This is a genomic window from Halorussus caseinilyticus, assembly GCF_029338395.1.
Lineage (GTDB): Archaea > Halobacteriota > Halobacteria > Halobacteriales > Haladaptataceae > Halorussus > Halorussus caseinilyticus.
Genome location: NZ_CP119809.1, coordinates 830,414 through 855,025, shown reverse-complemented (window position 1 = coordinate 855,025; position 24,612 = coordinate 830,414). Strand labels below are relative to the sequence as shown.

29 protein-coding genes are annotated in these 24,612 nt (G+C 64.3%); 15 read left to right on the top strand and 14 right to left on the bottom strand.

The window, feature by feature from the left end:
* Positions 1-2 precede the first annotated feature (2 nt).
* Positions 3-374 carry a response regulator gene (locus P2T60_RS04390; RefSeq protein WP_276281343.1) on the bottom strand — a complete coding sequence of 124 codons (372 nt, stop codon included), beginning with the start codon at positions 372-374 and terminating at the stop codon, positions 3-5.
* 179 nt (positions 375-553) lie between these two features.
* Between P2T60_RS04390 and P2T60_RS04385 the strand changes: the two genes are divergently transcribed.
* The 3 genes from P2T60_RS04385 (at position 554) to P2T60_RS04375 (ending at position 2,788) form a co-directional block, all read left to right on the top strand.
* Entirely contained in the window at positions 554-922 is a 369-nt protein-coding gene (locus P2T60_RS04385) for a group I truncated hemoglobin (RefSeq protein ID WP_276281342.1), read from the top strand.
* A 110-nt stretch (positions 923-1,032) separates the two neighbouring features.
* The gene (locus P2T60_RS04380) at positions 1,033-2,175 is read left to right on the top strand and encodes a DUF3179 domain-containing protein (RefSeq protein ID WP_276281341.1); all 1,143 of its coding nucleotides are present in this window, start codon (positions 1,033-1,035) and stop codon (positions 2,173-2,175) included.
* Positions 2,176-2,182: 7 nt separating this feature from the next.
* Positions 2,183-2,788, top strand: a complete 606-nt coding sequence (locus P2T60_RS04375; protein ID WP_276281340.1) for a hypothetical protein — start codon at positions 2,183-2,185, stop codon at positions 2,786-2,788.
* Here the strand turns inward: P2T60_RS04375 and P2T60_RS04370 are convergent.
* From P2T60_RS04370 to P2T60_RS04360, 3 genes are all read right to left on the bottom strand, one after another.
* Complete coding sequence (locus P2T60_RS04370) at positions 2,785-3,966, bottom strand: MFS transporter (RefSeq protein WP_276281339.1); 1,182 nt, start codon at positions 3,964-3,966, stop codon at positions 2,785-2,787. The genes P2T60_RS04375 and P2T60_RS04370 overlap by 4 nt on opposite strands.
* A 573-nt stretch (positions 3,967-4,539) precedes the next feature.
* A complete protein-coding gene (locus P2T60_RS04365; protein ID WP_276281338.1) occupies positions 4,540-5,778 on the bottom strand; it encodes a mandelate racemase/muconate lactonizing enzyme family protein in 1,239 nt (412 codons plus the stop codon).
* Positions 5,779-5,841: 63 nt separating this feature from the next.
* On the bottom strand, positions 5,842-6,762 hold the full coding sequence (locus tag P2T60_RS04360) for a dihydrodipicolinate synthase family protein (RefSeq protein ID WP_276281337.1): 921 nt from the start codon (positions 6,760-6,762) through the stop codon (positions 5,842-5,844).
* A 100-nt stretch (positions 6,763-6,862) separates the two neighbouring features.
* Here P2T60_RS04360 and P2T60_RS04355 point away from each other — a divergent pair, with 100 nt between their 5' ends.
* Positions 6,863-7,135 (top strand): MoaD/ThiS family protein, encoded by a 273-nt coding sequence (locus P2T60_RS04355; RefSeq protein WP_276281336.1) that lies wholly within the window; start codon positions 6,863-6,865, stop codon positions 7,133-7,135.
* Between the two features lie 204 nt (positions 7,136-7,339).
* Here the strand turns inward: P2T60_RS04355 and P2T60_RS04350 are convergent, their stop codons facing one another.
* The 3 genes from P2T60_RS04350 to P2T60_RS04345 all read right to left on the bottom strand — a co-directional run bounded on the left by P2T60_RS04350 (position 7,340) and on the right by P2T60_RS04345 (position 9,234).
* The gene (locus tag P2T60_RS04350) at positions 7,340-8,587 is read right to left on the bottom strand and encodes an HAD family hydrolase (RefSeq protein WP_276281335.1); all 1,248 of its coding nucleotides are present in this window, start codon (positions 8,585-8,587) and stop codon (positions 7,340-7,342) included.
* A gap of 152 nt (positions 8,588-8,739) precedes the next feature.
* Positions 8,740-9,072 (bottom strand): type II toxin-antitoxin system RelE family toxin, encoded by a 333-nt coding sequence (locus P2T60_RS21825; protein WP_420028697.1) that lies wholly within the window; start codon positions 9,070-9,072, stop codon positions 8,740-8,742.
* Positions 9,073-9,075: 3 nt separating this feature from the next.
* Entirely contained in the window at positions 9,076-9,234 is a 159-nt protein-coding gene (locus tag P2T60_RS04345) for a hypothetical protein (RefSeq protein WP_276281334.1), read from the bottom strand.
* A gap of 103 nt (positions 9,235-9,337) precedes the next feature.
* Here P2T60_RS04345 and P2T60_RS04340 point away from each other — a divergent pair, with 103 nt between their 5' ends.
* From P2T60_RS04340 to P2T60_RS04310, 7 genes are all read left to right on the top strand, one after another.
* Positions 9,338-10,309 (top strand): AIR synthase family protein, encoded by a 972-nt coding sequence (locus tag P2T60_RS04340; RefSeq protein ID WP_276281333.1) that lies wholly within the window; start codon positions 9,338-9,340, stop codon positions 10,307-10,309.
* A 255-nt stretch (positions 10,310-10,564) separates the two neighbouring features.
* Complete coding sequence (locus P2T60_RS04335; RefSeq protein ID WP_276281332.1) at positions 10,565-11,632, top strand: glucose 1-dehydrogenase; 1,068 nt, start codon at positions 10,565-10,567, stop codon at positions 11,630-11,632.
* A complete protein-coding gene (gene gfcR, locus P2T60_RS04330) occupies positions 11,629-12,267 on the top strand; it encodes a transcriptional regulator GfcR (RefSeq protein ID WP_276281331.1) in 639 nt (212 codons plus the stop codon). The genes P2T60_RS04335 and gfcR overlap by 4 nt, the downstream gene beginning before the upstream one ends.
* 400 nt (positions 12,268-12,667) lie before the next feature.
* On the top strand, positions 12,668-13,279 hold the full coding sequence (locus P2T60_RS04325) for a hypothetical protein (protein WP_276281330.1): 612 nt from the start codon (positions 12,668-12,670) through the stop codon (positions 13,277-13,279).
* Between the two features lie 69 nt (positions 13,280-13,348).
* Positions 13,349-13,690, top strand: coding sequence for a glutaredoxin family protein (locus P2T60_RS04320; protein WP_276281329.1), 342 nt, complete (start codon positions 13,349-13,351; stop codon positions 13,688-13,690).
* Positions 13,691-13,802: 112 nt separating this feature from the next.
* Positions 13,803-14,384: a DUF7110 family protein gene (locus tag P2T60_RS04315; protein ID WP_276281328.1), complete on the top strand. Its 582-nt coding sequence runs from the start codon at positions 13,803-13,805 to the stop codon at positions 14,382-14,384.
* A gap of 358 nt (positions 14,385-14,742) precedes the next feature.
* Entirely contained in the window at positions 14,743-15,714 is a 972-nt protein-coding gene (locus P2T60_RS04310; protein WP_276281327.1) for a phosphoadenosine phosphosulfate reductase family protein, read from the top strand.
* Between the two features lie 236 nt (positions 15,715-15,950).
* Here P2T60_RS04310 and P2T60_RS04305 read toward each other — a convergent pair whose 3' ends face one another.
* The 5 genes from P2T60_RS04305 to P2T60_RS04285 form a co-directional block, all read right to left on the bottom strand.
* Positions 15,951-16,625: a hypothetical protein gene (locus P2T60_RS04305; protein WP_276281326.1), complete on the bottom strand. Its 675-nt coding sequence runs from the start codon at positions 16,623-16,625 to the stop codon at positions 15,951-15,953.
* Between the two features lie 51 nt (positions 16,626-16,676).
* Positions 16,677-16,868: a DUF7333 family protein gene (locus P2T60_RS04300; protein ID WP_276281325.1), complete on the bottom strand. Its 192-nt coding sequence runs from the start codon at positions 16,866-16,868 to the stop codon at positions 16,677-16,679.
* 163 nt (positions 16,869-17,031) lie between these two features.
* Complete coding sequence (locus tag P2T60_RS04295) at positions 17,032-17,775, bottom strand: hypothetical protein (RefSeq protein ID WP_276281324.1); 744 nt, start codon at positions 17,773-17,775, stop codon at positions 17,032-17,034.
* Between the two features lie 96 nt (positions 17,776-17,871).
* Entirely contained in the window at positions 17,872-18,384 is a 513-nt protein-coding gene (locus P2T60_RS04290) for an SHOCT domain-containing protein (protein WP_276281323.1), read from the bottom strand.
* An 86-nt stretch (positions 18,385-18,470) separates the two neighbouring features.
* On the bottom strand, positions 18,471-19,304 hold the full coding sequence (locus tag P2T60_RS04285) for an aldo/keto reductase (RefSeq protein WP_276281322.1): 834 nt from the start codon (positions 19,302-19,304) through the stop codon (positions 18,471-18,473).
* 159 nt (positions 19,305-19,463) lie between these two features.
* Between P2T60_RS04285 and P2T60_RS04280 the strand changes: the two genes are divergently transcribed.
* Positions 19,464-20,165 carry a helix-turn-helix domain-containing protein gene (locus tag P2T60_RS04280; RefSeq protein WP_276282169.1) on the top strand — a complete coding sequence of 234 codons (702 nt, stop codon included), beginning with the start codon at positions 19,464-19,466 and terminating at the stop codon, positions 20,163-20,165.
* 50 nt (positions 20,166-20,215) lie between these two features.
* Entirely contained in the window at positions 20,216-20,368 is a 153-nt protein-coding gene (locus tag P2T60_RS04275) for a hypothetical protein (protein WP_276281321.1), read from the top strand.
* An 85-nt stretch (positions 20,369-20,453) separates the two neighbouring features.
* Here the strand turns inward: P2T60_RS04275 and P2T60_RS04270 are convergent, their stop codons facing one another.
* Entirely contained in the window at positions 20,454-21,113 is a 660-nt protein-coding gene (locus P2T60_RS04270) for an archaellin/type IV pilin N-terminal domain-containing protein (protein WP_276281320.1), read from the bottom strand.
* A gap of 77 nt (positions 21,114-21,190) precedes the next feature.
* Positions 21,191-22,033 (bottom strand): SDR family oxidoreductase, encoded by an 843-nt coding sequence (locus P2T60_RS04265; RefSeq protein WP_276281319.1) that lies wholly within the window; start codon positions 22,031-22,033, stop codon positions 21,191-21,193.
* Positions 22,034-22,185: 152 nt separating this feature from the next.
* Here P2T60_RS04265 and P2T60_RS04260 point away from each other — a divergent pair, with 152 nt between their 5' ends.
* Together P2T60_RS04260 and P2T60_RS04255 are read left to right on the top strand one after the other, a co-directional pair.
* On the top strand, positions 22,186-23,616 hold the full coding sequence (locus P2T60_RS04260; RefSeq protein ID WP_276281318.1) for an ABC transporter substrate-binding protein: 1,431 nt from the start codon (positions 22,186-22,188) through the stop codon (positions 23,614-23,616).
* 3 nt (positions 23,617-23,619) lie between these two features.
* Positions 23,620-24,432 carry an ABC transporter ATP-binding protein gene (locus P2T60_RS04255; protein ID WP_276281317.1) on the top strand — a complete coding sequence of 271 codons (813 nt, stop codon included), beginning with the start codon at positions 23,620-23,622 and terminating at the stop codon, positions 24,430-24,432.
* The last annotated feature ends 180 nt before the right edge of the window (positions 24,433-24,612 follow it).

The following is a 24,612-nucleotide window of genomic DNA, read 5'->3' as shown; positions in this document are numbered from 1 at the left end:
GGTCATCCCGTGACCACCCCGTCGATGGCGTCGGTGAGTTCGTCGTCCTCGAACGGTTTGGTGATGTAGGCGTCGGCCCCGGCGCGGGCCGCCAACTGAATCTTCTGTCGCTGACCGACGCTGGTACACATGATGACCCGTACGTCGTCGTCCAGTTTCTTGATGGCGGCGGTGGCCTTCAGTCCGTTCGCCTTCCGCATCACGATGTCCATCAGGATGAGGTCGATGTCGTCTGCGTTCTCCTTGTACTTCTGGATAGCCCACGCGCCGTTGGGCGCTTCGGCGACGATTCGGTACTCGTCGTCGGCCAAGGCGCTCTTCACTCGCTGTCGCATGAACTCCGAGTCGTCCACGATGAGAATCCCGGTCTTCATGGCGTGTTACTCATCATTTAGTCCGCTTCCGTGCGAAGTATAAAATACTATTCCCCGAAATAACACCAAAAAATCCGATACTTCGTCGGTTTCAACTGACTTCCGACAATCTACCCCAGCGTATTACCAGCTATCGGCCAATAGATTTAATTATGCTGGTTATTTGCGGCTAGATACACGTGTCCGAGAGTCTTTACGAGCGTCTCGGCGGTCGAGACGAGATTTCGGCCGTCGTCGGGGATTTCTACGACCGCGTTCTCGGCGACGACCGGGTTAGTCACTTTTTTGAGGACGCCGACGTGTCCGCGCTCCGGTCCCACCAGACGCAGTTTCTCGCCGCCGCGACCGGCGGGTCGGACGGGTACGACGGCGCGGACCTCTCGTCGGCCCACGCCCACCTCGACATCGACCGCCGGGACTTCGGAATCGTCGCCGACCACTTAGACGCGGCCCTCGCGGAGTTCGACGCTCCGGCGGCCGATAGAGAGGAAGTCGTCGCCGCAGTCGCGGAACTCGAACCTGCCATCGTCTCGGGCGGACGAGAGTGACGACCGACTGAGGGCTTCGCAGAAGGGTCTCGAAATCGTCGGAAATCGGGTGTGCAGTCTCCGGACACAGCCGTAGAAGTGTTAACTTTTCCCAAGAACTACCGGCCGACATGGAACTGACTTCGAGGCGAGGATTCGTAGCGACGGCGGCGGGGGTGGCGCTCGCGGGACTCGCGGGATGCATCGGCGGCGTGACCTCACAGGGGGCCGACGGGCACGAGGGGCGAGGAACGGGCGACGACGCCCAATCGACCGCCCGCGGCCCGCGGAAGCAGGGCGTGCCGATTCGGTCGTCGCCACTGCCGGTCGAGTACGAGTTCTCGACCCTCCGGGAGGAAGTCCTGTCGGGCGGCCCGCCGAAGGACGGCATCCCCTCCATCGACGACCCGAAGTTCCGGAGTGCCGAGAACGCCGACGAGGACTTGCGGGACGCAGACGTGGTGTTCGGACTCGTCCGGAACGGCGAGGCAAAGGCCTACCCGCAGAAGATTCTGGTCCACCACGAGATTACCAACGACGCGGTGGGCGGCGAACCCGTCGCCGTGACCTACTGTCCGCTGACCGGCACCGCGATGGGGTTCCGGCGCGGCGAGACCACCTTCGGCGTGTCGGGCAAGTTGCTGAACAACAACCTCGTGATGTACGACCGCGAGACCGACAGTCGGTGGCCCCAAGTTCTCGGGACCGCGATTTCCGGGGCGTTCGAGGGCGAGTCGCTCCGGGAGTTCCGACTGGTGTGGACGACGTGGAAACGGTGGAAGCAGGCCCATCCCGAGACCCGCGTTCTCTCGGAGGAGACGGGCTACGTCCGCAACTACGGCCAAGACCCCTACGGCTCCTACGTCCCGAACCCCAGCGGCTACTACGTCCGGGACTCGACGCTGTTCCCGCCGCTCCGGAGCGACGGCCGACTGCCGAACAAGCGCGTCGTCGCGGGTGCCCGGACCGGCGCGGGCCGAATCGCCTTCGACAAGTCGGCCCTTCGGGAGGCGGGTCTCCTGTCGGGGTCGGTCGGGGACACGCCGCATCTGGCCGTCTACGACGCCGAACTCGACGCGGCCTACGTCTACCGGAACCCCGACGGCGCGTCGTTCGACTACGAGGACGGGCGGGCCGTCGCGGGCGACGGGACGCGCCACGACCCCGCGGACCTGCCGCTCTTGGGCGTGTACGCCTTCGACGCGATGTGGTTCGCGTGGGCGGGGTTCTACCCGAGTACGGGACTCGTGACGGGAGAGGGGGAGTCGGGGTGAGTCGGTAGTGGCGACAGAAACGCGGTCCGGCGGACCTGTCCGCCGGACCGTCTCACGCACGGGGTTCGCGGTCCGGGCGGCGCTCGGTCGGCGCGACGGGTTCGCGGCGTTCGCGGCGACGACGGTGGGCTACCTGCTGGCGTACCTCTACGGGGTCGGCCACCTCGCGTTCGGCGGCGACGGCGAGGTGGGCGTGCTGGTGGTCGCCGACCCGCTCTCACGACTCTTTCAGCGGTCGCTCGGCCACCTGTCGTTCGAACCGGTCGCGCTCGTGGAGTTCGGCGTGGGTACCTACCTGTTCTCGCTGAACACCCTGCTCGGTCTCGCCATCGCCGCGCTGGTCGGGGTCAACCTCGCGGTGACGTATCTGGCGTGGAGACGGCCGAAAGCCTGCGGAGTCGGCGCGTCGGAGGCCTCGACGGGTCTGCTCGCGGGGATTCCGGCCCTGCTCTCGGGCGCGGCCTGCTGTGGTCCCGTCGTTCTCGTCGTCCTCGGGATTCAGGCCTCCGGCGCACTGTTGACCGCGTTCCAGTGGCTGATTCCGGTCGCAGTCGTCCTGTTGGTCGGGAGTCTGCTCTGGGTCGCCCGGTCGGTGGACCCCGCCGCAGTTTAGCGAGTCAGCGCCAGCACCGAGAGCGCCCCGAAGACGCCGACGACTCCGGCCGCGAGCAGGAGGGGCCGATAGCCGGTCGTCGCCGCAACTCCGGCGAACAGAATCGGGCCGACCGCGCGGCCGAGGAAGGTGACGCTGTTGCGGATGCTCAGGGCACCCGCGCGGTACTCCGTCGTCACGAAGTCGCTCAGGAGCGCGTCCACCGAGGGCATCGTCAGGCCGACGCCAGCGCCGAGAACGACCGCGCCCGCGACGACGGCCGGGAGCGAGACCCCGGCCCAACTCACCAGCGGACCGACCGCGTAGCAGACGTAGCCGACCGCGATGATTCGCTCGTCGGAGAGCCGACCCGCCAGCCACCCGTTCGCGGCCGCGACCACCGCCGAGACGACTTCCGCGGCGGTGAGGACGCCGCCGACGAACACCGGCGAGACGCCGTAGCTCTCGGTCAGCAGGAACGGGAGCGCGGTGATGACGACTCCGAACAGTAGGACCTCGGTCAGGAAGGCAGTGGCGTAGGGGACGACCGCGGTCCGGCGCGCGAGCGTCCGGACCGCCGCGCGGAGGTAGGCGGTCCCCCGACCCGCCGCGCCGGTCTCGCTCGCGGTCTCTTCGAGGACGACCCACCCGAACGCCGCGACGGGCAGACCGCCGAGGTACGCGAGGAACGGCGCGTTCCACGAGACGGTGGCGAGAACGCCCCCGAGCAGTGGATAAATCGCCGCGCCCGTGGCGAGGACCGCCGTGTTGACCCCGAGGACGGCGTTTCGCTGGACGCCCTCGAAGGCGTCGCCGATGAGCGTCACCGTCGTCACGAAGATGCCCGCGGCGGCGGTCCCCTGCACGAGTCGGGCCGCGAGGACGACCCGGTAGTCGGGCGCGAGCGCAATCGCGCCGCCGACGACGCTGAAGACGACCAGCGAGGGGACGAGGACGCGCTTGCGGCCCACCCGGTCGGCCAGCAGGCCGATGAACGGCGAGAGGACGATGCCCGTCAGGAAGTAGACCGAGACCAGCAGGCTGGCCGCCGCGTCGGTCAGGCCGAAGGCGTCCCTGACGACCGGGAGCGCGGGACTCACCAGCGGCACGCCCAGCGGCGCGAGCGCGGTGGCCGCGAACACGACCCTGACGGTGGGCGAGCGCCACGGGACGGCGGTGGGTTCGCGGGCGGTGGTCATGGTGAATCGCGGTCGGCGAGCGAGTCGAAGGAGTTGCGACGCGCTCGGCCGTAAAGCTACGGTCGCGGTTGCGGTGCCGTGTGGTCTGATTGGTTCAACGATAGAGGCGGTCGCGGTGCGGTGGTTGCGGTCGCGGTTGCGGTGCCGTGTGGTCTGATTGGTTCAACGATAGAGGCGGTCGCGGTCGTAGTCGCGGCGGTCGCGGTTGCGGTTGTGATTGGTTCGACGGTAGAAGCGGCCACTCTCGGCCCGACGATACTCGTCAACCGGGACGACAGAACTCGCTCGTCCCGAACGCTCCGCACCGCCACAGCAACCGCAGAAGTCGTGACGAAGGAGTCCCGGAAAGCCCCCGCCCGGTGGTCCGGTCGGGACGCGACCACGTACTGACGGACAAAAGACGTATTTTAACGCTGTAAAGAAAGGTTTGGAATTGGTAGAGGAAGGTAGAGATTGCTCTGGTCCGAGACCAGTCGTCGCGGAGCGCGGGGAGAGGAAGGCGACGATTACCATCACTCGGGCCGGGAGCGCCGCGGAAAGAACGTGTGTCGGTCGAGGTGGAAGAAGTCCGCGCTACGCCTCGTCAAACAACTCCTCGCCTTCGACCATCTTCTCCTCCACTACGTCCATGTCCAGCGTCACGCCGAGACCCGGTTTCTCGGGAATCGTGATGTAGCCGTCCTGAATCACGTCCTCTTCCACGAGGTCCTCCCACCAGCCGAGTTGATAGCTGTGGTACTCGACCGCCAGCGAGTTCGGGATGGCCGCGCCGACGTGCGCGGAGGCCATCGTCGCCACCGGCGAGGAGACGTTGTGCATGGCGACCGGCAGGTAGTAGGTGTCGGCCATGTCCGCTATCTTCCGGGTCTCGCGCATCCCGCCGGTCTTGGGCATGTCGGGCGCGATGATGTCCACGGCCTGCTCTTCCACGAGGCGGCGCTGGCCGTGCTTGCGGTAGACGTTCTCGCCCGCCGCGATGGGCGTCGTCGTGGAGTGGGTGACGTTCTTCTGCACGTCGTGGTTCTCCGGCGGCACGGGGTCTTCGAGCCACCACACGTCGTACGCTTCGAGCGCGCTGGCGAGTCGCTTGGCGCTCCCGGCCGAGAACGTCCAGTGGCAGTCGAAGGCAACGTCCGCCCGGTCGCCCACGCGTTCGGTGACGGCCTCCACGATGTCCACCTTGTGCTGAATCTCGGGATTGCGGAGGTGACGGTTCGCGCGGTCCTTCTCGTGGCCCGAGGGCACGTCTAAGTCGAACTTCAGGGCGTCGTAGCCCAGTTCCTCGACCACGCGCTCGGCCTCGTCCGCGTTCGACTCGGGGTCGGCCTCCTCGCCAGCGTGACAGTCGCAGTAGACCCGAACCTCGTCGCGGTACTTCCCGCCCAGAAGCTGGTAGGCGGGCACGTCCAGAATCTTGCCCGCGAGGTCGTGAAGCGCCACTTCGATGCCCGAGATGGCGGTCACGGTGACGCCCTCGATGGACCCCTCTCCCGACATCTTCTGAATCAGGTGTTCGTAGAGGCGGTCGATGTCGAGCGGGTTCTCGCCCACGACGAACGGCTTCATCCGCTCGATGAGTTCGGGCACGCCCGCGCCCCAGTAGGCCTCGCCGGTCCCGACGACGCCCGCGTCGGTGTAGACCCGGACCAACGTCCACGGGAAGTTGCCGTCAATCATCGTCGTCTGCACGTCGGTAATCTCTACGTCGCGGGTGCCGCCGCGCTCCCCGCTACAACCCATCGTCTCCGCCGAGAGGTCCCGCATGGTGTACTCGGCGTTCGGGTCGTGGAGCGACTCGTAGTTACGAACCATGAAAAGGACTTACTCCCCATAGAGTAAAAATTTGGAGGTTCCGGCGCTCCGGCTCGGTGCGACTCAGAGCAGGCCGAGTTCCGAGAGGTCCGCGCGGAGCGCCTCGCGGTCGGACTCGTCCATCGTCCGGAGCGGACTCCGGAGCGGACCGGGGTCGAAATCGGTGTCTCGAAGGCTCAGTGTCGTCTTGACGCCAGCCATGTACGGGCCGCGCTTGAGCGCCGACCGCACGTCGTACACCTCGCTCTGCAGTTCGCGGGCGCGCTCCTCGTCGCCCTCGTCGTAGGCCTCGTAGAGGTCCGCGACGAGTTCCGGGAAAACGTTGGCGACGGCGCTGACCATGCCCGCGCATCCGACTTCCAAGCCGGGGAACAGAAGCGAGTCCGACCCCGCGAGGAACGTCATCTCGGGATGGGCGTCGATGGCCTGTCCGAGCCACGGCACGTCCTTGCTGGAGTCTTTCAGGCCGACCAGATTCTCGATGTCTGCGAGCGCGTCCAAGGTGTCGAGCGACAGCGAGTTGCCGGTCTTGCTCGGGATGTGGTAGACGTAGACCGGCAAATCGACGGCCTCGGCGACCCGCCGGTAGTGGCTCACCGCGGCGTCGTGGTCCACCGGGTAGTAGTAGGGCGTGACGACGACCACGCCGTCTGCGCCGACGCTCTCGGCGTGTTCGGCGTGTGCGACCGTCTGGCGGGTACTCGGTGCGCCGACGCCCGCGATGACCGGCGCGTCGTCGCCGATTTCCTCGACCACGGCTTCCACCACGCCGTCTCGCTCGTCGGGCGTCAACAGCGGGAACTCGCCGTTGGTCCCGAGCGGGAAGACGCCGTGAGCGCCGCGGTCCACGACAAACCGCGCGTGTGCGGCAGTCGCGTCGTAATCGACCGATTCGTCGTCGTCGAATGCGGTTATCGTCGGCGGGACGACTCCGTGTACGCCCAGCGAGTCGTCGCGTCCGGGGGCGGGTGCGTGGTCCACCATACGAGAGTCGTCGGGAGCCGCCTCCTTAAGGGATTTCGTCCCGGCAGGACTTTTTCGCGTGTGAGTAAACTTTTTGTAAGTGGCGGTTCGATGCGTGTGTATGAACGTCACAGTCGAACTCACCGGAACCCTCGTCGCCCGCACCGGCACGCGCAAGGCCCGCGTCGCCGTGCCCGAGGACGCGACGGTCGCCGACGTGGTGGAGACGCTCGCAGACAAGTACGGCCCGCAGGTCCGCGCGGGCGTCCTAGACGGCCAGCGACTCCGGTCGGACACCGTGGTCGTCCGCGAGTCGTTCGACTCGACCGAGACGCTCTCGACGGGCAGTTCGCTGGAGAACGGCGACACGGTTCGGTTCAGCCTGAACGTCTGAGCGGGCGTCTTCCGGGTTCTTCTCGTCTTTCTGGCGTTCTTCCCGCTGATTTCCGGACGCGAACCGCGAGGGACTACTCTCCCTCTTTCCGGCGCGTGCGGGCGCGGTCTGATTGGTGTCGACAATAGTTAGCTTCTCGCCGCCGTCTACTGTCACCCCTCGCAGTCTACAGCGAAGTCCCGACCGAACCCGGTCCGAAACCGCTCACCCCAGATTCGCAAGCCGGTTCATCGCGTAAATCGTCCGGAGTACGTCCCCGGCCTTCCCCCGGTCGAAGACCAACTCGTCGGTCTTGACCACGTGGTCCAGCACGTCCCGCGAGGAGTGTTCGGGCGCGGCGGCGATGCCCGCGTCGTTCTCGGCGACCCACTCCATCACCCGGAGGTCGCTCTTGCTGTCGCCCATGACCGCCGCGAAGGGGTCGTCGATTCCCAGCACGTCGAACGCGGCTTCGACGCCCACGACCTTGTTGAGTTCGAGGCTTCCGATTTCGGCGGCGTCGGCCTCGTAGTAGGCAACGTCGATGCGCTCGAACGTCTCGCGGACGCCCGCCGGAACGTCTTCGGGGTCGGCGTCGGGCATCTCGCCCTCGCCTTCGAGGACGCCGCGGATTTCGGGGTCCTGTTCGGCGTAGTAGGCCCGCGCCCAGTCGCTCGCGCCCTCGGAACTCTCGCCGACTTGCTCGGCGACTGCTTCGCCGAGCAAGTCGAGTTCGTAGACCAGCGCGTGGTCGATGACCTCGCGGGCCTGCTGGCTTCCGGTCTCGAAGTTTGGCTTGAGCGTGACGTTGAACTCGTTGCCCTGCAGGTGACACCCGCGGCGCAGGTCCTCGGGCGCTTCCGAGAGGACCCGCGAGCGCACGGCGTCGAACACCGACTGGATGTCGTCGTCCAAGTCCTCGTAGAGCAGTCGCTTGGTATCCGCGCCGTGGCCGGGCGTGAACACGCCGGTTCCGGCCTCGTAGACCACCGAGAGGTCGCCCGAGTGGACGATTTCGTTGCCGAGACCCTGAATCAGGAACCCCTTGACGTTTTCGAGCGTTTGGCCCGTGCAGACCACGATGGGCATCCCGCCCTCGTGGAACTCGGTCAGGAGGTGGAGGGTCTCGCGGGGAATCTCGTTGTCGGTGCCGCCCGCCGAGCGCAGGGTCTCGTCCACGTCGAGGACGAGGACGTTCACCCCGCGGTCGTACTTGGCGTAGAGGTCCAAGGCGGTGAACGCTTGGTCCCGAGAGGCCCGCGCCGCGAGTTCGCAGAACGTCTCGCCCGTCGCGGGGAACGCCTCGCGCACCTCGGCCTTGCATTCGTCCAGTTCCTCGCCGACCTCCCGCCAGTGTTCGAGGGCGATGCGGGAGTCCACCGGGGGAAACAGGTCCACGAAGTTCTGCAACGCTCGGAGGGTTCCGGCGTCGAACTCGTCGTAGAGTTGATAGAGTTGGTCGTACCGCTCCATGCCGGAAGTGGGTCGCAATCCGGGATAAAGTTCGGGGTCGGCGCGAAATGTCGGGGGATTGTGGTGGTTCGTTGCGCGGGCCGCGCAAGTGCGGGACCTACGAAAATGGAGTCGAACCTCCGCTCTCTTACTTTGTAGCTTCGTTGTCCCTGTTACTCTCGGTCCATCCGACGCCGAAACTCATCTAAGTCGTAGGTATCGTCTCCCTTCGGGAGAATACCGACAACGACCATCTCGTCGTTGCTAATTTCGTAGACGACACGATAACCACTGTTGCCGACTCGTTCCCGATAGAAATTGTATGCTCCTGTTCCAGTAAGGTAGGTGAGATGGTCCTGTGGAACGCGGTCCCACTCTATTTTGTCCTGCCAATCGTCGATTTTCCGTAAAATCCGTTTGGCGTGGTCGGGATTGTGCCCCTGAATATCGGCCAAATCGTCGCGTGCTTCGGGGAGAAACCGGAGTGTAGAAGGTGCGCGCGGCATCCCCTACTCTAACTCGATGTCTAACTCCTCGGCGACTTCCTCGACAGAAAGATGGCTCGAATCGTCGTCCAGCGACTCAATGCGCTCGGCGATTACTTCCCGTTCATCGGGAAGCATGTCGTCGTCAGACGGCTGTCGAGCCGGTTTTCCGTCAGTTGCCATACAAAACTGTATGGCTGTCATCTGCATAAGCGTTACTGTGTAAGCTACTCCGTGCCGCCGATTATCCGCCGAACCTTAGGTCCCGGCCCACCGAGCAACGGGTATGATTGGGAAACTCGACCCTGACGACCTCGCGCGCGTCCTCGATCGCACGGGCGCACGCGACGACTCGGTAGAGATGGGACCCCAGTACGGCGAGGACGCCGCGGCGGTGCGACTCGACGACGGGAGTGTCCTCGTGGTCAACTCCGACCCCCTCTCGCTGGCGAAAGAGCGACTCGGAACGCTCGCGGTCCACGTCGCGTGCAACGACGTGGCGGCGTGCGGGGCCGACCCCCGATGGCTGACGAACGTCGTCTTCCTGCCCGACGATGACCCCGAGACGCTAGACGCCCTGACGACCCAGATGGACGAGGAGGCCCGCGAGTCGGGGGTCGCCATCGTCGGCGGCCACTCCGAGTACACCCCCGCGCTGGAGCGCCCGATGGTCTCGATGACCGCGATGGGACTCGCCGACGAGTACGTCCCGACCGGCGGCGCGCGGCCGGGCGACCGCGTGCTTCTCACGAAGGGCGTCGGCATCGAAGGAACCGCGGTGCTGGCGACCGACTTCCGGGACGAACTCGACCTGTCGGCCGACCTGCTCGCACGCGCCGAGTCGTTCTTCGGCGAAATCAGCGTCCTGCCCGAGTCCCGCGTCCTCCGCGAGTCGGCCACCGCGATGCACGACCCGACCGAGGGCGGTCTCCTCAACGGGATGGTCGAGATGGCGATCGCCTCGGGCGTCCGCCTCGAAATCGACCGGAGCGCGGTCCCGGTCCGCGAGGAGACGGCCGAAATCTGTGCGGCGATGGGCGTGGACCCCCTCCGCATCTTCGGGTCCGGCGCACTGCTGGCGACGGTTCCCCCGGAGACCAGCGCCGACGCGCTCGCGGCGCTCGACGCGGAAGGCATCCGGGCGAGCGAAATCGGCGTCGTCGCCGACGTGGACGGGGCGGACGAGGCGGGCGTGGACATCGACGGCGAACTCGTCCGGGACGCGATTCGGGACGACCTGTACGACCTCTGGGAGTAGCACAGCGTACGACCCGGTAGAGACGTGACGAAAGCCGCCGGAATCGTGGCGACAACTGTGGTTTGTGGGGACGAGCGCGTTCGGATGGTCCGACCGGTCGGCGTGGGACCGAATCTACCGGTAAAATCCCGGACGCGGCCGAAGAAGCGCGGTGGGCGAGCGGTGACAGGCGTTTAGGTTCGACTGGCCCACCCGGTCCAGAGGTTTACTCGGGATAGAATAAATCTTTTGTCCCTCCCGGTCCAACCCCCCGCCATGGAAGCAGTTGTCATCCGGCGGGGCGAGAACTCGCCGACAGTCGCCGAACTCTCGCGTCCGGACCCCGGACCCGGCGAAGTGCTGGTTCGGACGCTCCGGGTCGGCGTGGACGGAACCGACCGCGAGGTCATCGCGGGAAGCCACGGCGGATACCCCGAGGGCGAGGACTTCCTCGTGTTGGGCCACGAGGCAGTCGGCGTCGTCGCCGAAGCTAACGGGACAGCCTTCGAGGAAGGCGACGTGGTGGTCCCGACGGTGCGCAGACCGCCCGCCGAGGGACCCAACGAGTACTTCGAACGCGGCGAACCCGACATGGCCCCGCCCGAGGCGTGCGTCGAGCGAGGAATCGACGGCGCGCACGGGTTCATGGCCGAGTACTTCACCAGTCCCGCCGAGAACCTCGTGCCCGTGCCCGAGGAGATAGCGGAGTGGGGCTTTCTGGTCGAACCAATCAGCATCTCCGAGAAGGCCATCGAACACGCCTACGCCGCGCGCTCGGCCTTCGACTGGAATCCAGACGCGGGTCTCGTGCTGGGCAACGGAAGCCTCGGCCTGTTGACGCTCGCTATGCTCGACCAGCGCGGATACGACCGCACCTACTGTCTGGGACGGCGCGACCGACCCGACCCGACCATCGACGTTATCGAGGACCTCGGTGCGACCTACGTCGATTCGCGCGAGACACCCGTCTCCGAGATTGCCGACGCCCACGAACCGATGGACTTCGTGTACGAGGCGACTGGCTACGCGCGACACGCCTTCGAGTGCATCGAAGCGCTCGCGCCCGCCGGAGTCGGTGCCCTGCTCGGCGTGCCCGAACCGTGGGAGTTCGAAATCGACGGCGGGCGACTCCACAAGGAGTTCGTGATGAACAACAAGGCGCTGGTCGGGAGCGTCAACTCCAACGTCACCCACTTCGAGGCGGCGGTCCGGACGCTCGGGGACCTCCCGGCGTGGTTCTTGGACGACCTCGTGACCGCCGTCTACGAGTTGGACGACTACGAGGCCGCATTTGCGGATGACGAAACGACAATAAAGACCGCGCTCCAATTTAGCCAGATATGAAGAACGTAGACGACCTCATCGAGAGCGCGGCCCACCTCGCCGAGCAGGGGCTATCGAAGGGCGAAATCGCAGACGAACTCAACGTCTCGCGCGAGACGGCGAGTTGGCTAGTCGAGCGAAGCGGCGCGGGCACCCCGACCACCTCGCGGACCGAACCCGCGGGCGGACCCCACGACATCCACGTCGATTGGTCGGCGCTCGGCCGGGACAGCAACCGACTCCACCACGCCGGGGCCTCGATGGCCGACCTCCTGAAAAAGCAGGGAGAGGAAGTGGACCTGACCATCGGCATCGAGAAGGCGGGCGCACCTCTCGCCACCGCCGTCGCGCGCGAACTCGACACCGACCTCGGGACCTACGCGCCGAGCAAACACCAGTGGGAGGAGGGGGACATCGAGGAACTCGGCGGCACCTTCTCGCGGAACTTCGCCCAAATCCGCGACCGGGAGTGCTACGTCGTGGACGACACCATCACCAGCGGAACCACGATGGCGGAAACCGTCAAGGCCATCCGCGAAGAGGGCGGCACGCCCGTCGCCTGCGTCGTCCTCGTGGACAAGCAGGGCGTCGAGGAAGTCGAAGGCGTCCCGGTCCACTCGCTCATCAACGTGGTGCGGGTCGGCAACGACGAGTAACGTCGCAACTTTCTGTAACAGGTTGCTGAAGAGAGCTACTTATCAAAGCGGTAGTTTGTTGTTATAGAATTGAAGTTTATACTTTGGTTTGGAAACCATATTCGTTTCACACTTCGGGAAAGGAAATAACATCATTCTAAAGAGTTAGTTTTAGTTAGGAATATAACTCTAGTCACCAAAATGAATAAGTGACCAGCAACACTCATTTTGAGCAAACGTACGCTATAAGTACAACTGGCACGCGAACAGGACGTATTGGGTGAGAGACCGTTAGGGCGGTCTATCACCATCCCTCGGTAAGCTAGCTTACACGGCAGAGTACGCGTACATTCGCTACGCTCTACTCTGTTGTATTAAAGCCACCGATACCGGGGTGAAATGTCAAATCTGGAGGTTCACAATGACACTACAGGACCTAGAAAGCCAAATTCGGAACGACCGGGAAGGAATTCCGAGTCTTGACAGCCTCGTAGCCCTCGCTTTGGCTATGTACCGTGATGCGATGGTTCCCAGCGAGGACAACAGTCTCAAAAAGAAGCATCTTGACCGAGTTTACGGTGATGTCGTAGATGTAACAATCGACACTTGCCTTGACCACCTCGTCAACATCAATATAGTTGATGAGTGGGTCAACGGTGGTGATTGGTTGATAATCAACGAGCGTCGTGACGAAATCGTAAACGATGAAGATTTAGAAGTTCTCTTAAGAGACGAAACAGAGAGATTAGTTGATGATTTAGAGCCTCTCGCTCTCGCAGATGGCGGGGGTGACGAAATCACACGGCGAGAAGTCGTCGCTGAAGCGTTGGGAGTCGGACTTGATGAAATAGAAGAACAACTCGTTGACGACGAGGAACTCTGGGACTGGCGAGAAAATCTTGAGACAGCTATCGAGGCGATAGAAGACGAAGAGACTGTTGAGAAAGGTGGTGACTACGCACCGATACGAGTAATCCGAAACCCATATCGTTACGAATTGACCGAATGGGCGGTTGAACTCGCTGAAGCGTAGTCACAAGTCAGTCTTCCACTCCAACACTACGTCGCAACTTCTTTGCGCTCGGGGGTCGTATCGAAGCGTATGACCTTTCAACCGAAAAGCGACCTGACCGAGGAAGAAGTCCGCGAGCGCGTGGACTCGGCCATCGAGGACAATCGGGTCGTGCTGTTCATGAAGGGCAACGAACTGATGCCCCAGTGCGGTTACTCCCAGAAGGCGCTGGAACTCGTCCAGCGACACCGCGACGAGTACGAGACGGTGGACGTGCTGGACGCGCTTCCCGAGTTCCGGGCCGCCTTGGAGGACCACAGCGGGTGGGAGACCATCCCACAGACGTTCGTGGACGGCGAGTTTATCGGCGGGAGCGACGTTCTCGCCGAACTGGACGAGCGCGACGAACTGGGTGAGAAGCTGTCGGCGTAAGTACTCGTTACGTGGACAGAAACGAGAACCAAAAGAGTAGGTCATATATGTTCGGAACACCTACACTCCCGTGTACCGTGTCGTCAGCCGGGAACCTGTATGTAAATCACAAATGACGGGGCAAGTATATCGACTTCATTCGACGCTCGAACTGCCGTTAGAGAACGTTTACGACCACTTCGAAGGCGACCCCGACCTTCCGCCCAAGATTGCTAGCGTCGATATTACCCGGCGCAAGAACACGCTCATCATCAGCGCGGTGGCCGACGACGACAGCATCAGCAAGTACACGCCGACCGCGCAGTTGAAAGCCAGCATCTCGGAGACCCGCGTCTACACCGAAGAGGAGCAAAAACGGCGCGAAGGTCCCCGATGGGGCGACGAGGTCGAGGAAGAAGAGGAAGACGAAGAACCCATGGGCGAACTCATCGAAGTCGCCGCGTTCAAAGGTGACCGCGAGACGGTTCTCCAGAACACGGCGCTCCAGTATCCGATGTTTCTCGTCCTCTGCGACATCGCTCGCTTGGCAGAGAAAGGAACGCTCACCGCAATCACCGAACGGGACGGCGAACTGCAGGCGACCCGCATCGTGGACGGCGAGGACCGACCCGCGTCCATCGAAGTGGTCGAAGGGCCGACCTCCTCGGACTCGGGGTCCAGCGGGGTCGATTGGCGGGACAACGAGTTCATCTAACCACCTTTTTTCTTCGTCGGGTGTCCTCGGGCGAGCGACGCACCGCGTCGCTCGCCCTGTGGCACCCTCCTCGAAAAATCTGGACCAAAAAGGGCCGCGGGCGAGCGAGCGCCGGAGACCTTCGGTCCTCCGGCGCTCGCTCGCCCGCGGTACAACTGCCAGTGCGCGAGCCTTCGGCTCGCTGTGGGTGGAAAGGAGAGGGTCGCGTACCGTCGTGGGTGTTTCTCCCACGTTACAGGTTGTCACCAACGACGGCCTGAAAACGCGGTAGACGGCTCGTTCGGGTCGGTGGTCGCGTCCTGTAAGCGTGGAGAGCCGAAAGACACTTTAGGGTGGTAATTAGATGTAATTACGAACGATGCCCGAAGACTTCCCGAACTACGTAGACGTAGACTACACGGACGGCGAAGGCGAAGACCCCGAGGACTACGCCTCGATGGAACACAAGATAGAGAAGGCCATCGACGTGACTCGGCAGGGCCTCGAAGAGTACGAGAACCCGGCCGTGATGTGGACCGGCGGCAAGGACTCGACGCTCACCCTCTACTTCATCAAAGAGGTCGCCGAGAAGTACGACCTTCCGACCCCGACCGCGGTGTTCATCGACCACTTCCAGCACTTCGACGAGATTCACGACTTCGTTGCCAAGTGGGAAGACGAGTGGGGCCTCGATGTCGTCTACGCCAGCAACGACGACGTTGGCGACTACGCCGAGGAGAACGACCTCGAACCCGGCGACGACATCCCCATCGACGCGCTCAACGAACACAACCAGCACCACGTCCGCGAGATTCTGGAGTACGAGGAGGACACCTTCCCCTTCCTGCTCGACACCTACGTCGGCAACCACCTGCTGAAGACGGTGGCGCTCAACGACACCATCGAAGAACTCGACATCGACGGCATCATCTCCGGCGTCCGCTGGGACGAACAGGAGGCCCGCGCGGACGAGACGTTCTTCTCGCCGCGCCACGACCCCGACATCTACCCGCCCCACGACCGCGTTCAGCCGATTCTCCAGTTCGACGAGCGCGCGGTCTGGGACACCTTCTGGCACTACGTCGTCCCGGACACGGTAGACGAATACCCCGACGACGGCTACGTCCCCGAGGCCGACGACGACCTGCCGGGCGACCTCACGCAGGACGACATCCCGGTCAGCCCCAAGTACTTCGCCGGATTCCGCTCGCTCGGTAGCGAAGTCAGCACCGAGAAGTCCGACGAGGAACCCGCGTGGTTGCAGGACCTCGAAGACACGACCGAGCGCGCGGGCCGCGCCCAAGACAAAGAGGACCTGATGGAGCGCCTGCGCGACCTCGGCTACATGTAGGAACGACCTTTTACTGCGCTCGAAATCGCGGCGAAACCGCGATTTCTCGCTGGTAAAAGCTCGACCAAAATCCGTCGTCACCCCCTCCATCGCCCGGAGGTGCGCGGAGCGCACCTCCGGCGCTCCGTCGAGGGATTCCTCGGTCCGCTCGCTCACTGCGTTCGCTCGCGGTCGTCTGCTAATACCTGACCGCGGGTAGTGAATCGAGCAACACCACTCCTACCGTTTTTCTGGCTTCACTCGTCCGGACAGGTCCGGTCGTCGGTGGCGAACGTTAGCCGAGAATCGTCGTAGTCGGTCGTTCGAACGACGACCGTTCGCGAGGGGGACGGTCCGCGGTCGAGACTGACGCGAACGAGTCGGGTTTCGATGTCGCTGGTGCTCGGTCCGGGAACGCCCTCGGCGATGGTGTGGACTCGGAGAGTCGTCTCGGTCTCACGGACGATGTGGTCCACCTCGTACTCAACTGGTCCCGGATTCGTCGTTCGACCCGCCAGCAGGCACGCCATCTCGAAGTCGGTCGCTCGGACGAACTCCCGGACGCCCTCGTCGGTGGTCGTCCAGTCGAACTGCTCGGCTTCGCTCCTGTCAGTCGCTAGTGCGGCGGCGTGGGTGCAGTCTGCAGTCGAGGAGAGGTCGGCCGTGACGATTCGACCCACCTCGTCGGGATACACCGTGAACGGCAATCGTGTTTCGGGCGGACTTCCGATGTCGATGGTCGTCGTGTCGGTGGTCATCTCCGTGGCTTTCGTCTCTGTCCGGTCGGTGGTCGGGGCCGTAGTCCGGTGCGTCGTGGTCCGTGACATCGCGGAGGGCGTCTCGTCTGGGTTCGACCGAGTACAACCGGCGAAGAAGGCGACAGAAGCGCCGACGCACGACCGGAGCAGTTCGCGGCGGTCAGGACGCTCCATCACTACGAGACGTGCCGATGGTCGGGAAAATACGCGTCGGAAGCGCCCGACCTATCGCGTCGCCCGGTACTCGCCGTGCTTGACGCCGACGAAGAGCGCTATCGCGCCGAACACCAGCATCGAGGGCGTCACCATCATCAGCACGGTCGTTGTGGCCATGAATCCCATCCCGATGAGCGCGGCCGTACCGAGCGCGACGATTCCGAGCAGTATCGCGGCGGTCGCGGGGAAAGTAAACTCCATGTCCGAACGTGAGGACGAGGCGAGCAAAAGCGTTGCCCTGTCTCGTCGCGCTCCTCGCCGCCGAAGACAACCTATTTGTTTCTAAAAGAAATAAAAATATTTCTCTAGCACGTGAAAAAGATTCTATAGACGAGACGACACCGGCGGTCGGGACCCGACCGCCTCACTCTCCTTTCGGTCGCACCACGTCCGCCAGCGTCACCAGAGAGCCGAGGACCCACCCGGTCGGTACCGACAGGCCGAACCACATCGCCGCGTAGTTCGCGCCTTCGAGGGTGAACTGCTCGCGCAGGAACGTGTTGAGACCCCACAGGTCCAGCGGGTTGTCGAGCAACCACACCGCCAGCGTGTAACTCTTCGGGAAGACGACCTCCGAGAGCGTCGGCGAGTAGAGCGCCGCGACGACCGGCGGCAGGAAGATGGCCGTCATCGCAAACGGATAGGCGAAGAAGACTGTACTGAGGCGTCCACCGCGCGTCCCCGAGAGGTACGCCAGCGCCGCCGCGACGGTGGCGACCCCGCCCGCGGCACCCACCGCGAGAAAGCCGTCGGTCGAGAACCGGAGTCGGGCCAGCGCCGTCAGGCCGCCCCAGACCAGAAGCGACAGGAGGACCACGCCCACGACGCCGAGTCGGGTCGCGGTCCCGTCTATCTTCCGGGTGTAGTACCGGGCCGCGAACCCGGCGAGCGCGAGGGGGTAGAGTACGCCTACGACCGGCGTTCCGACCGCGCTCCACGCCCGGTACGCTACTTTCCCCGACTTCGAGGACGGTTCCCACTTGCCGAGGACGCCGCTCTGGGTACCTCGCTGGCGCGGGAAGAACAGCGCCATCCAACTCTCGTGCAGTCGTTGCAAGTCGTATCGGACCGCTCCGACGAGACCGGTACTGCTTGTTCCGCCATGCATCTGCGTTTTTACTACGTTACGGTCACTATGAAGCTTCGGGGTCGTTTTTCTGCCGGATTTCGGATAGGTACGGCGTCCGTCGGGAGTAGGGACCGACTACGACCGACTGCGAGAGCGTTCTCGGCGGCCGTCGCGTCCCTCCTCGCGTCTCGACTCGCTGTCGGTTTCCGACCGGCCACCGGTTGGTCCCGACGGACCCATAACGTCGCTCAGTCGGCGCTCGAACTCCTCGCGGGTGAGTTCCCCCGCCGCGTAGCGCCGTTTCAGGACGGCCTCCGCGCTCTCGGGGTCTTCCCCCGGTCCGGTCGCGCCCTCGGGGTACGCCCCGGCGGACTCGACGTTGCCGATGAGCGAGAGGTAGACCGGCCAGAGCGTCATCACGCCGACGACGAACGCGGGGATGCTGACCAGAAACGAGAACAGACCGAACACCAGAATCGGGAAGACGGCACCACCGTACAGAATCGTCGCCCCGCCGAGAAACAGGAACGGCGCGAACGCGAGGGCGGTCCCGCCGAGCAGGGTCCGCCCGAGACTCTCGTCGGGCGTGTAGTGTTCGACCAGTCGGTGGAGGGCGCGGAAGGTGGAGATGTCGCCGGAGTCGTTCATCGTTCCGGTAGTCGGGGACCTCTCGGTAAAAAATTGTGTTCCGCCCGCTGTAACGAAACTCCGGCGAACCGAAACCGGCTATCCCGTCAGTTCCACGGGGCGAAACCGGGGTCTACCTCTCGCTCGCGCCGGTCGATGCCGTCTATCTTCGCCACGTCCTCGTCGTCGAGTTCGAGGTCCAGCGCACCCCAGTTGTCCCGGATGTGGTCCTCGCTGGAGGCCTTCGGAATCGCGGCCACGCCGTCTTTCTGGAGAAGCCACGCCAGACTCACCTGCGCGGCGGAGGCGTCGTGTTTCTCGGCGACTTCCTGAATCTCGGGCACGTCGAACACCTCCCCGCGGGCAAGCGGCGAGTAGGCGACGATGTTCACGTCGTTGTCCCGCCCGTACTCGACCAGTTCGTCTTGGGGGAGCATCGGGTGCATCTCGACCTGATTGGCGAACAGGGGCGCGTCGAGAACGTCCTGCGCTTCGTCCAAATGGCGAGGCTCGAAGTTCGAGACGCCGACGTTCTCGATGAGACCGTCGTCGTAGAGTTGGTCGAACGCCGGGAGCGTGTCCTCGGGGTCGTACTCGTCGGCGGGCCAGTGGACGTACAGCAGGTCCACGTACTCGACGCCGAGCCGGTCCAGACTCTCTTTCGCGGTGTGAATCACGTCCTCGTGAGCGAGGTTGCTCGTCCAAATCTTCGTGGCGAGGAACACGTCCTCGCGGTCAACGTCGGCGTCGGCGATGCCGTCGCCGACGTGTTCTTCGTTGTCGTAGGCTTGGGCGGTGTCGATGTGGCGATACCCCATCTCCAGCGCCTGCCGGACGCTCTCGGCGCACGTCCCGGCGTCGGTGTTCTCCCACGTCCCGAGTCCGAGTCGCGGCATTCCGTCGAGTAGACGCTCGTCGTCGAGTTCTTCGCGTTGAGCCATAGCACGCTATCGTTGGACGAGAGCGAGGAAAGTGGTTACGGCGTCGGAAATCTACGACGATTCGACGCCACGGGACCGGGTTTCGAGAGCGATTTCCGCGGCCGAAGAAAACTCTTTTATCCTATCTACCGTATGGGGTACGATAGCAAGGGCAGGCCCATGATAGACATCACGATGGACATGGAGCAGTACGACTGCCCATTTATCGACACGACCGACGACCACGAAGTCGGCTTCTCGGCAATCCAGTGGGACTTCGACCGGGTGAACCGCCAACTCGAAACCCGGTTGATGGTCGAAGGAGCGGACCGCGCGGCACTCACCGCCGGTCTCGGAACGTTACGCGAACAGGATAACATGCGCGACTACGACCTACTCACCCGCAGGGACAACGTTGCGCACATCCGAACGGTCATCGGCGAGACGGACGCGATGGCGGCCATCCGCGGGAACGGCGGCTACATCACCGGCCCCTTCCACATCGAGGACGGGAGCGAAATCTGGCACGTCGGGTTTGACGACATCGAGTGCGAGGACACGACGCTGGCGGAACTCGACCGGGACAACGAGTTCGAGGTTCTGGAACGCAACAACACCGAACTCCCCGACTTGCAGGGGTTCGTCCAGAACGCGGGCGCGGCGATGACCCTCATCGAGGGGTGTCGGGACCTCTCGGACGTAGAGCGCGAGACCCTCGAAACCGCGGTCAACGACGGTTACTTCGAGAGTCCCCGCGGCGCGACCCTCGGCCACCTCGCCGACGAGTTCGACGTGTCCAAGCCCGCGGTGTCGAAGAACCTCCGGCGCGGCCAGCAGAAGATGATTCAGCGCGTCGTGGAGGCCCTCGAAGAGTTGGAGTAGTCGGCCACGGGCGCGGTACGTTTTTGTGACTCGACTGGGACCACGAAACCATGCCACGAGTCGAACGAACTGACGGGCCGAGCATCTCGTGCGACGCCTTCGAGGAGGGACGCGAGGGACTGATTCTGAAGGACAGTCACGGCCGCAACGTCGGGTGGCTTCCGTTCGAGAAGGTCGAACGCGTGCTTCCGGAGAGCGGGTAGTCGGACGCCGACCGTCGGATTCCGACGGTCGGCGTCCGATGGTCGGCGTCCGATGGTCGGTCCGGTTTCGAGACCCAAATCGCGCTCAGAGCGTGACCGCGGTGTCGTCGCGCCCGAGCGTCCGCGGAATCCGAATTCGGACGGTTCGCTTGCTCCCGGCGGCGGTCACGACGTGGAGGGTCGCCTCGTCTCCCCCCGCCAGCGCGCCGGGTTGGAACGTGTTTCTGAGGGTGCCGCCGTCGTGGTACTGGAGCGGGATGGTCAGGTTGAGCATGTCGTGAGTCCCGCCGAGGACCGTGGCGTCCGCGCCCGAGGTGGTGTAGGTGTGGAACGAGGGCGTCGTCCCCTCGTCGGGACCCAACGGGTTGCCCGAGACGAGCGTCGTCGTCCGGTACTGTGGTCGCAACGCGGTGCTGGTGTAGCCGACGGTGACGTTCTCGGTGTCGATGGGGTCCGCGCCCGCCGTAGGCCGAATCAGCAGTCGGAGTCGCGTGACGGTCACGCGGTCCCGGCCGCCGGTGTGGTCGATTCGGATGTCGGTGCCGAGCGTCGAGACGACCCGGATACCGTCGGAAACCGACGAGACGCTCTCACTGCCCGTCCGTTCGCCCTTCGACTGGAGGAGTCCCGCAGTGTTGAGCAGGACTCCGGCGGCGATGGCCGCCACGAGGACCATGGCGATGAACACCACGAGCGTCCCGATTCCGACCTGCCCGCGCCGACCGGTCCCGTCCGATTCAGTCATGACTCCCTGTCGAAACCACATCTACAATTACCTATTGATTCGGACAGAAACGTGTCGGTGGGGCGTGGTTTTGCGACCTACTCGTAGGTCAGCGTCATCCCGCCGTCGAAGCGCAGGTCCCCGCCGTTGAGGTGACTCGCGTGCGAGGAGAACCCGAAGGCGAACAGGTTGGCGACTTCGGCGGGCGTCATCATCTCCTTGGTGCGCGACTGGCCGAGCATCACGTCCTCGACGACTTCTTGGACCGAGATGCCGCGCTGTTCGGCCGTGTCGGGAATCTGGTCGGTCACGAGCGGGGTCTTGACGTACCCGGTGCTGACCGAGAACGACCGGATGTCGCCGTCGCCCTCCGCGGCGATGGACTGGGTGAGTCCGCGGAGACCGAACTTCGCCACGTTGTAGGCCATCTTGTCGCTGGTGACGTAGTGGCCGTGGACCGACGCCATGTTGCCGACGCACCCGAATCCCGTCTCGCGCATGTGGGGCAGACACTCCTTGGCGAGTTCGACCGGCGCGCGGACCATCACGTCCTGCATCCGGTCGTAGGCCTCCATCGGGAACTCCTCGATGGGGTCGATGTGTTGCATCCCCGCGACGTTGGCGAGGAAGGCGATGTCGCCGTAGTCGGCGGCGGACTCGACGATTTCGGGCACGTCCTCGCGCAGGTCGCCCGCGACGGTTTCGACGGTTCCGTCGGTGCCGAGTTCGTCGGCTTTCTCGCGGGTCTCGGCCAGTCCCTCCTCGTCTACGTCGGTGCCGACCACGGTCAGGCCGTTCGCGGCCAACACGAGGGCAGTCGCGCGGCCGATACCGGAGGCTCCGCCTGTCACGAGCGCGACGTTTTCGGCGGCGAATCGGTCGTCTTCGAGGACGAGTGCGTCCTCTGTCGAGAGTTCCGGAGCAGTAACTTCTTCTGGCATGCCCGAACGCACTCACCGAATCAGTGAAAAACCGACGGTTAATACGTGAACGAATCGGCACTTCCCGTGGCAATCCCCGGTCCGTCTTGCGGTCCTGTTCACATGTTAACCCCGCAGTATTTGCCGGGGGGAAGTTATCATTCCAATCTGTTATGGCGGATGACAGCGTTTCACGACGGCGATGGCTCACTGCGCTCGGGGCGACCGGAGCGGCGGGTCTCGCTGGATGTACCGGCGGTGACGGTGGACAGGACGAGACGACCGAATCGACTACGGCGGGCGACACGACAGAGAGTGGTATGACCGAAACTACGGCGAAGACGACGGAGCAGTCGAGCGTCTCGGGGAAAGTGAAAATCGGCGTTCTCCAGCCGACCTCGGGGGACCTCAAGTACTACGGCCAGCAGGCGCTGTGGGGCTTCTACTCCGGACTGGCATACAAGGGAGACACCGACCCGATAAAGGGGTCGAGTACGGGCAAACACACCATCTCGGTCGGCGACGTGGACTACGAACTCGTCGTCCGGGACACCCAGTTCAGCGCGAAGAAGGCCCAGTCGCTGGCGACCAACCTCGTGAAGGACGAAGAGGTAGACCTGCTGTTCGGGTGTGCCTCCTCGGGTGCGGCCAACCGCGTCATCAAGACGGTGGTCAAGCAGGCCCAAGTCCCGTACGTGGCGGGTCCCGCGGCGTCGGCCGACGTGACTTCGAGTTCCGAGACGTGCGGCAACCTCGTGTTCCGCGCGAGCGAGAACACCGCGATGGACGCCCGTTCGGGCGGGAAGTACGTCGCTAACCAGACCGACGTGAGCAAGGTCTACCTGTTCGGTGCCGACTACTCCTTCGGGAAGGCGGTCGTGAACAACTACGAGCAAGTGCTGAAAGACGAGGGCGTCGAAATCGTCGGCAAGAAGTTCGTCCCGCAGGGCCACTCCGAGTGGAAGGGCCTGCTCGACAACGCCAAGAGCGCGGGCGCTCAGGGCATCGTCGGCGGATTCACCGTCTCTACCCTCCCGAAACTGTTCACGTCGTTCCTCAACGGCGACTACGACTACCGCGTGTTCGGCGGGTTCGCCACGCGCATCACCAACGGCATCGTGGGCCAGACCCTCCAGAAGGCGCTCGGCAAGCCCCTGACGAAGGAGAAGCTTCAGGGTGCCAACCTCGGGCCGTTCACGACGCGCTACCACTGGAACCAGTACGACAACGAAATCAACAACTCGTTCGTGGACACCTACACCAGCACCTACGGTGCCGTGCCCGACCTGTTCACGTCCGGCACGTTCACGGCGGCGTCGGCCATCGCACAGGGAGTCAACGAGAGTGGTTCCACGGAGGGCGCGGACATCGCCGAGGCCCTCCGCGGGATGACCGTCACGGACACGCCGAAGGGCGAGAACGGCTACACCTTCCAGAAGTACAACAATCAGGCCCGGTCCGCGATGACCGTGGCGAACCCGGTGCCGACCACCGACGAGTGGGCGGACAACTGGAAGGCGGCCATCATGCCGAGCGAACCGCTCGCCACCATCGACGCGAAAGAGGCGACCATCCCCAAGAGCGGCGTGGACTGCTCGCTGTAGGCCATGTTGCGAACCACGGGACTGACGAAGGAGTTCGGCGGGCTCACGGCCGTCGACGACGTAGACTTCGCGCTCGACGAGGGCGAACTGTGTTCGCTCATCGGGCCGAACGGCGCGGGCAAGACGACGTTCTTCAACCTGCTGACCGGCGTGCTGACCCCCACCGAGGGCACCATCGAGGTGCGCGACGGCGGCGGATGGCGCGAGGTGACCGACGCCACGCCCTACGAGACGGCGAGCATCGGCCTGCATCGGTCCTACCAGATTACCAACGTCTTTCCGACCAGCACGGTGCTGGAGAACGTCCGAGTCGCGGCACAGGCCGCAAGCGGTGACGCCGCGAAGTTCTGGCGCAACGCCGGGGCGTTCGAGCGACACGTCGAAGAAGCGTACAGCATCCTCGACCGGGTTGGACTCGCACACGAGGCGGAGACCACCGCCGAGAGTCTGAGCCACGGCGCGAAGCGCCAACTGGAGGTCGCCATCGCGCTGGCGGGCGACCCCGACGTGCTGTTGATGGACGAACCCAACGCGGGCGTCTCCTCCGAGAGCGTCGGCCGAATCATCGACCTCATCGAGGACGTAGCGACCGACCACGCCGTCCTGTTGGTCGAACACAACATGGACATCGTGATGAACGTCTCGGACCGCGTGGTCGTGTTGAATCAGGGGGCGGTCATCGCGGAGGGCGAACCGGAAGCGGTCCGCAACGACCCCACCGTCCAAGAGGCGTACCTCGGCGGCTACGAGGCCGGAAGCCTCGACGCCGAGTCGGACGCCGAGTCCGGGACGGACCCGGAGGAGGGTGCGGCGTGAGGACGACTCGCCGACCCTCCGCCGGAACGCGCTCGGTGAATCTTTCCACCGGGACGCGCTCGGTGCGACAGTCCACGGTCTGTGTGGCTGAAAAGGGCCGCGCGCTCGCGGGCCGCAGGCCCGTGGTCGCCTGTGCGCGGCCACTATTCAGCGCGCGCAGTCCTGCGCGCGCTGAATATC

What these genes read in the sequence shown, in the direction of transcription:
- P2T60_RS04280 (WP_276282169.1), top strand. Translation starts at nt 19,464, where the DNA reads ATGATAGACATCACGATGGACATGGAGCAGTACGACTGCCCATTTATC.
- P2T60_RS04345 (WP_276281334.1), bottom strand. Translation starts at nt 9,234, where the DNA reads ATGGCAACTGACGGAAAACCGGCTCGACAGCCGTCTGACGACGACATG.
- P2T60_RS04340 (WP_276281333.1), top strand. Translation starts at nt 9,338, where the DNA reads ATGATTGGGAAACTCGACCCTGACGACCTCGCGCGCGTCCTCGATCGC.
- P2T60_RS04285 (WP_276281322.1), bottom strand. Translation starts at nt 19,304, where the DNA reads ATGGCTCAACGCGAAGAACTCGACGACGAGCGTCTACTCGACGGAATG.
- P2T60_RS04255 (WP_276281317.1), top strand. Translation starts at nt 23,620, where the DNA reads ATGTTGCGAACCACGGGACTGACGAAGGAGTTCGGCGGGCTCACGGCC.
- P2T60_RS04370 (WP_276281339.1), bottom strand. Translation starts at nt 3,966, where the DNA reads ATGACCACCGCCCGCGAACCCACCGCCGTCCCGTGGCGCTCGCCCACC.
- P2T60_RS04290 (WP_276281323.1), bottom strand. Translation starts at nt 18,384, where the DNA reads ATGAACGACTCCGGCGACATCTCCACCTTCCGCGCCCTCCACCGACTG.
- P2T60_RS04300 (WP_276281325.1), bottom strand. Translation starts at nt 16,868, where the DNA reads ATGGAGTTTACTTTCCCCGCGACCGCCGCGATACTGCTCGGAATCGTC.
- P2T60_RS04335 (WP_276281332.1), top strand. Translation starts at nt 10,565, where the DNA reads ATGGAAGCAGTTGTCATCCGGCGGGGCGAGAACTCGCCGACAGTCGCC.
- P2T60_RS04265 (WP_276281319.1), bottom strand. Translation starts at nt 22,033, where the DNA reads ATGCCAGAAGAAGTTACTGCTCCGGAACTCTCGACAGAGGACGCACTC.
- P2T60_RS04315 (WP_276281328.1), top strand. Translation starts at nt 13,803, where the DNA reads ATGACGGGGCAAGTATATCGACTTCATTCGACGCTCGAACTGCCGTTA.
- P2T60_RS04360 (WP_276281337.1), bottom strand. Translation starts at nt 6,762, where the DNA reads ATGGTGGACCACGCACCCGCCCCCGGACGCGACGACTCGCTGGGCGTA.
- P2T60_RS04270 (WP_276281320.1), bottom strand. Translation starts at nt 21,113, where the DNA reads ATGACTGAATCGGACGGGACCGGTCGGCGCGGGCAGGTCGGAATCGGG.
- P2T60_RS21825 (WP_420028697.1), bottom strand. Translation starts at nt 9,072, where the DNA reads ATGCCGCGCGCACCTTCTACACTCCGGTTTCTCCCCGAAGCACGCGAC.
- P2T60_RS04295 (WP_276281324.1), bottom strand. Translation starts at nt 17,775, where the DNA reads ATGCATGGCGGAACAAGCAGTACCGGTCTCGTCGGAGCGGTCCGATAC.
- gfcR (WP_276281331.1), top strand. Translation starts at nt 11,629, where the DNA reads ATGAAGAACGTAGACGACCTCATCGAGAGCGCGGCCCACCTCGCCGAG.
- P2T60_RS04260 (WP_276281318.1), top strand. Translation starts at nt 22,186, where the DNA reads ATGGCGGATGACAGCGTTTCACGACGGCGATGGCTCACTGCGCTCGGG.
- P2T60_RS04380 (WP_276281341.1), top strand. Translation starts at nt 1,033, where the DNA reads ATGGAACTGACTTCGAGGCGAGGATTCGTAGCGACGGCGGCGGGGGTG.
- P2T60_RS04350 (WP_276281335.1), bottom strand. Translation starts at nt 8,587, where the DNA reads ATGGAGCGGTACGACCAACTCTATCAACTCTACGACGAGTTCGACGCC.
- P2T60_RS04310 (WP_276281327.1), top strand. Translation starts at nt 14,743, where the DNA reads ATGCCCGAAGACTTCCCGAACTACGTAGACGTAGACTACACGGACGGC.
- P2T60_RS04320 (WP_276281329.1), top strand. Translation starts at nt 13,349, where the DNA reads ATGACCTTTCAACCGAAAAGCGACCTGACCGAGGAAGAAGTCCGCGAG.
- P2T60_RS04355 (WP_276281336.1), top strand. Translation starts at nt 6,863, where the DNA reads ATGAACGTCACAGTCGAACTCACCGGAACCCTCGTCGCCCGCACCGGC.
- P2T60_RS04390 (WP_276281343.1), bottom strand. Translation starts at nt 374, where the DNA reads ATGAAGACCGGGATTCTCATCGTGGACGACTCGGAGTTCATGCGACAG.
- P2T60_RS04275 (WP_276281321.1), top strand. Translation starts at nt 20,216, where the DNA reads ATGCCACGAGTCGAACGAACTGACGGGCCGAGCATCTCGTGCGACGCC.
- P2T60_RS04305 (WP_276281326.1), bottom strand. Translation starts at nt 16,625, where the DNA reads ATGGAGCGTCCTGACCGCCGCGAACTGCTCCGGTCGTGCGTCGGCGCT.
- P2T60_RS04365 (WP_276281338.1), bottom strand. Translation starts at nt 5,778, where the DNA reads ATGGTTCGTAACTACGAGTCGCTCCACGACCCGAACGCCGAGTACACC.
- P2T60_RS04325 (WP_276281330.1), top strand. Translation starts at nt 12,668, where the DNA reads ATGACACTACAGGACCTAGAAAGCCAAATTCGGAACGACCGGGAAGGA.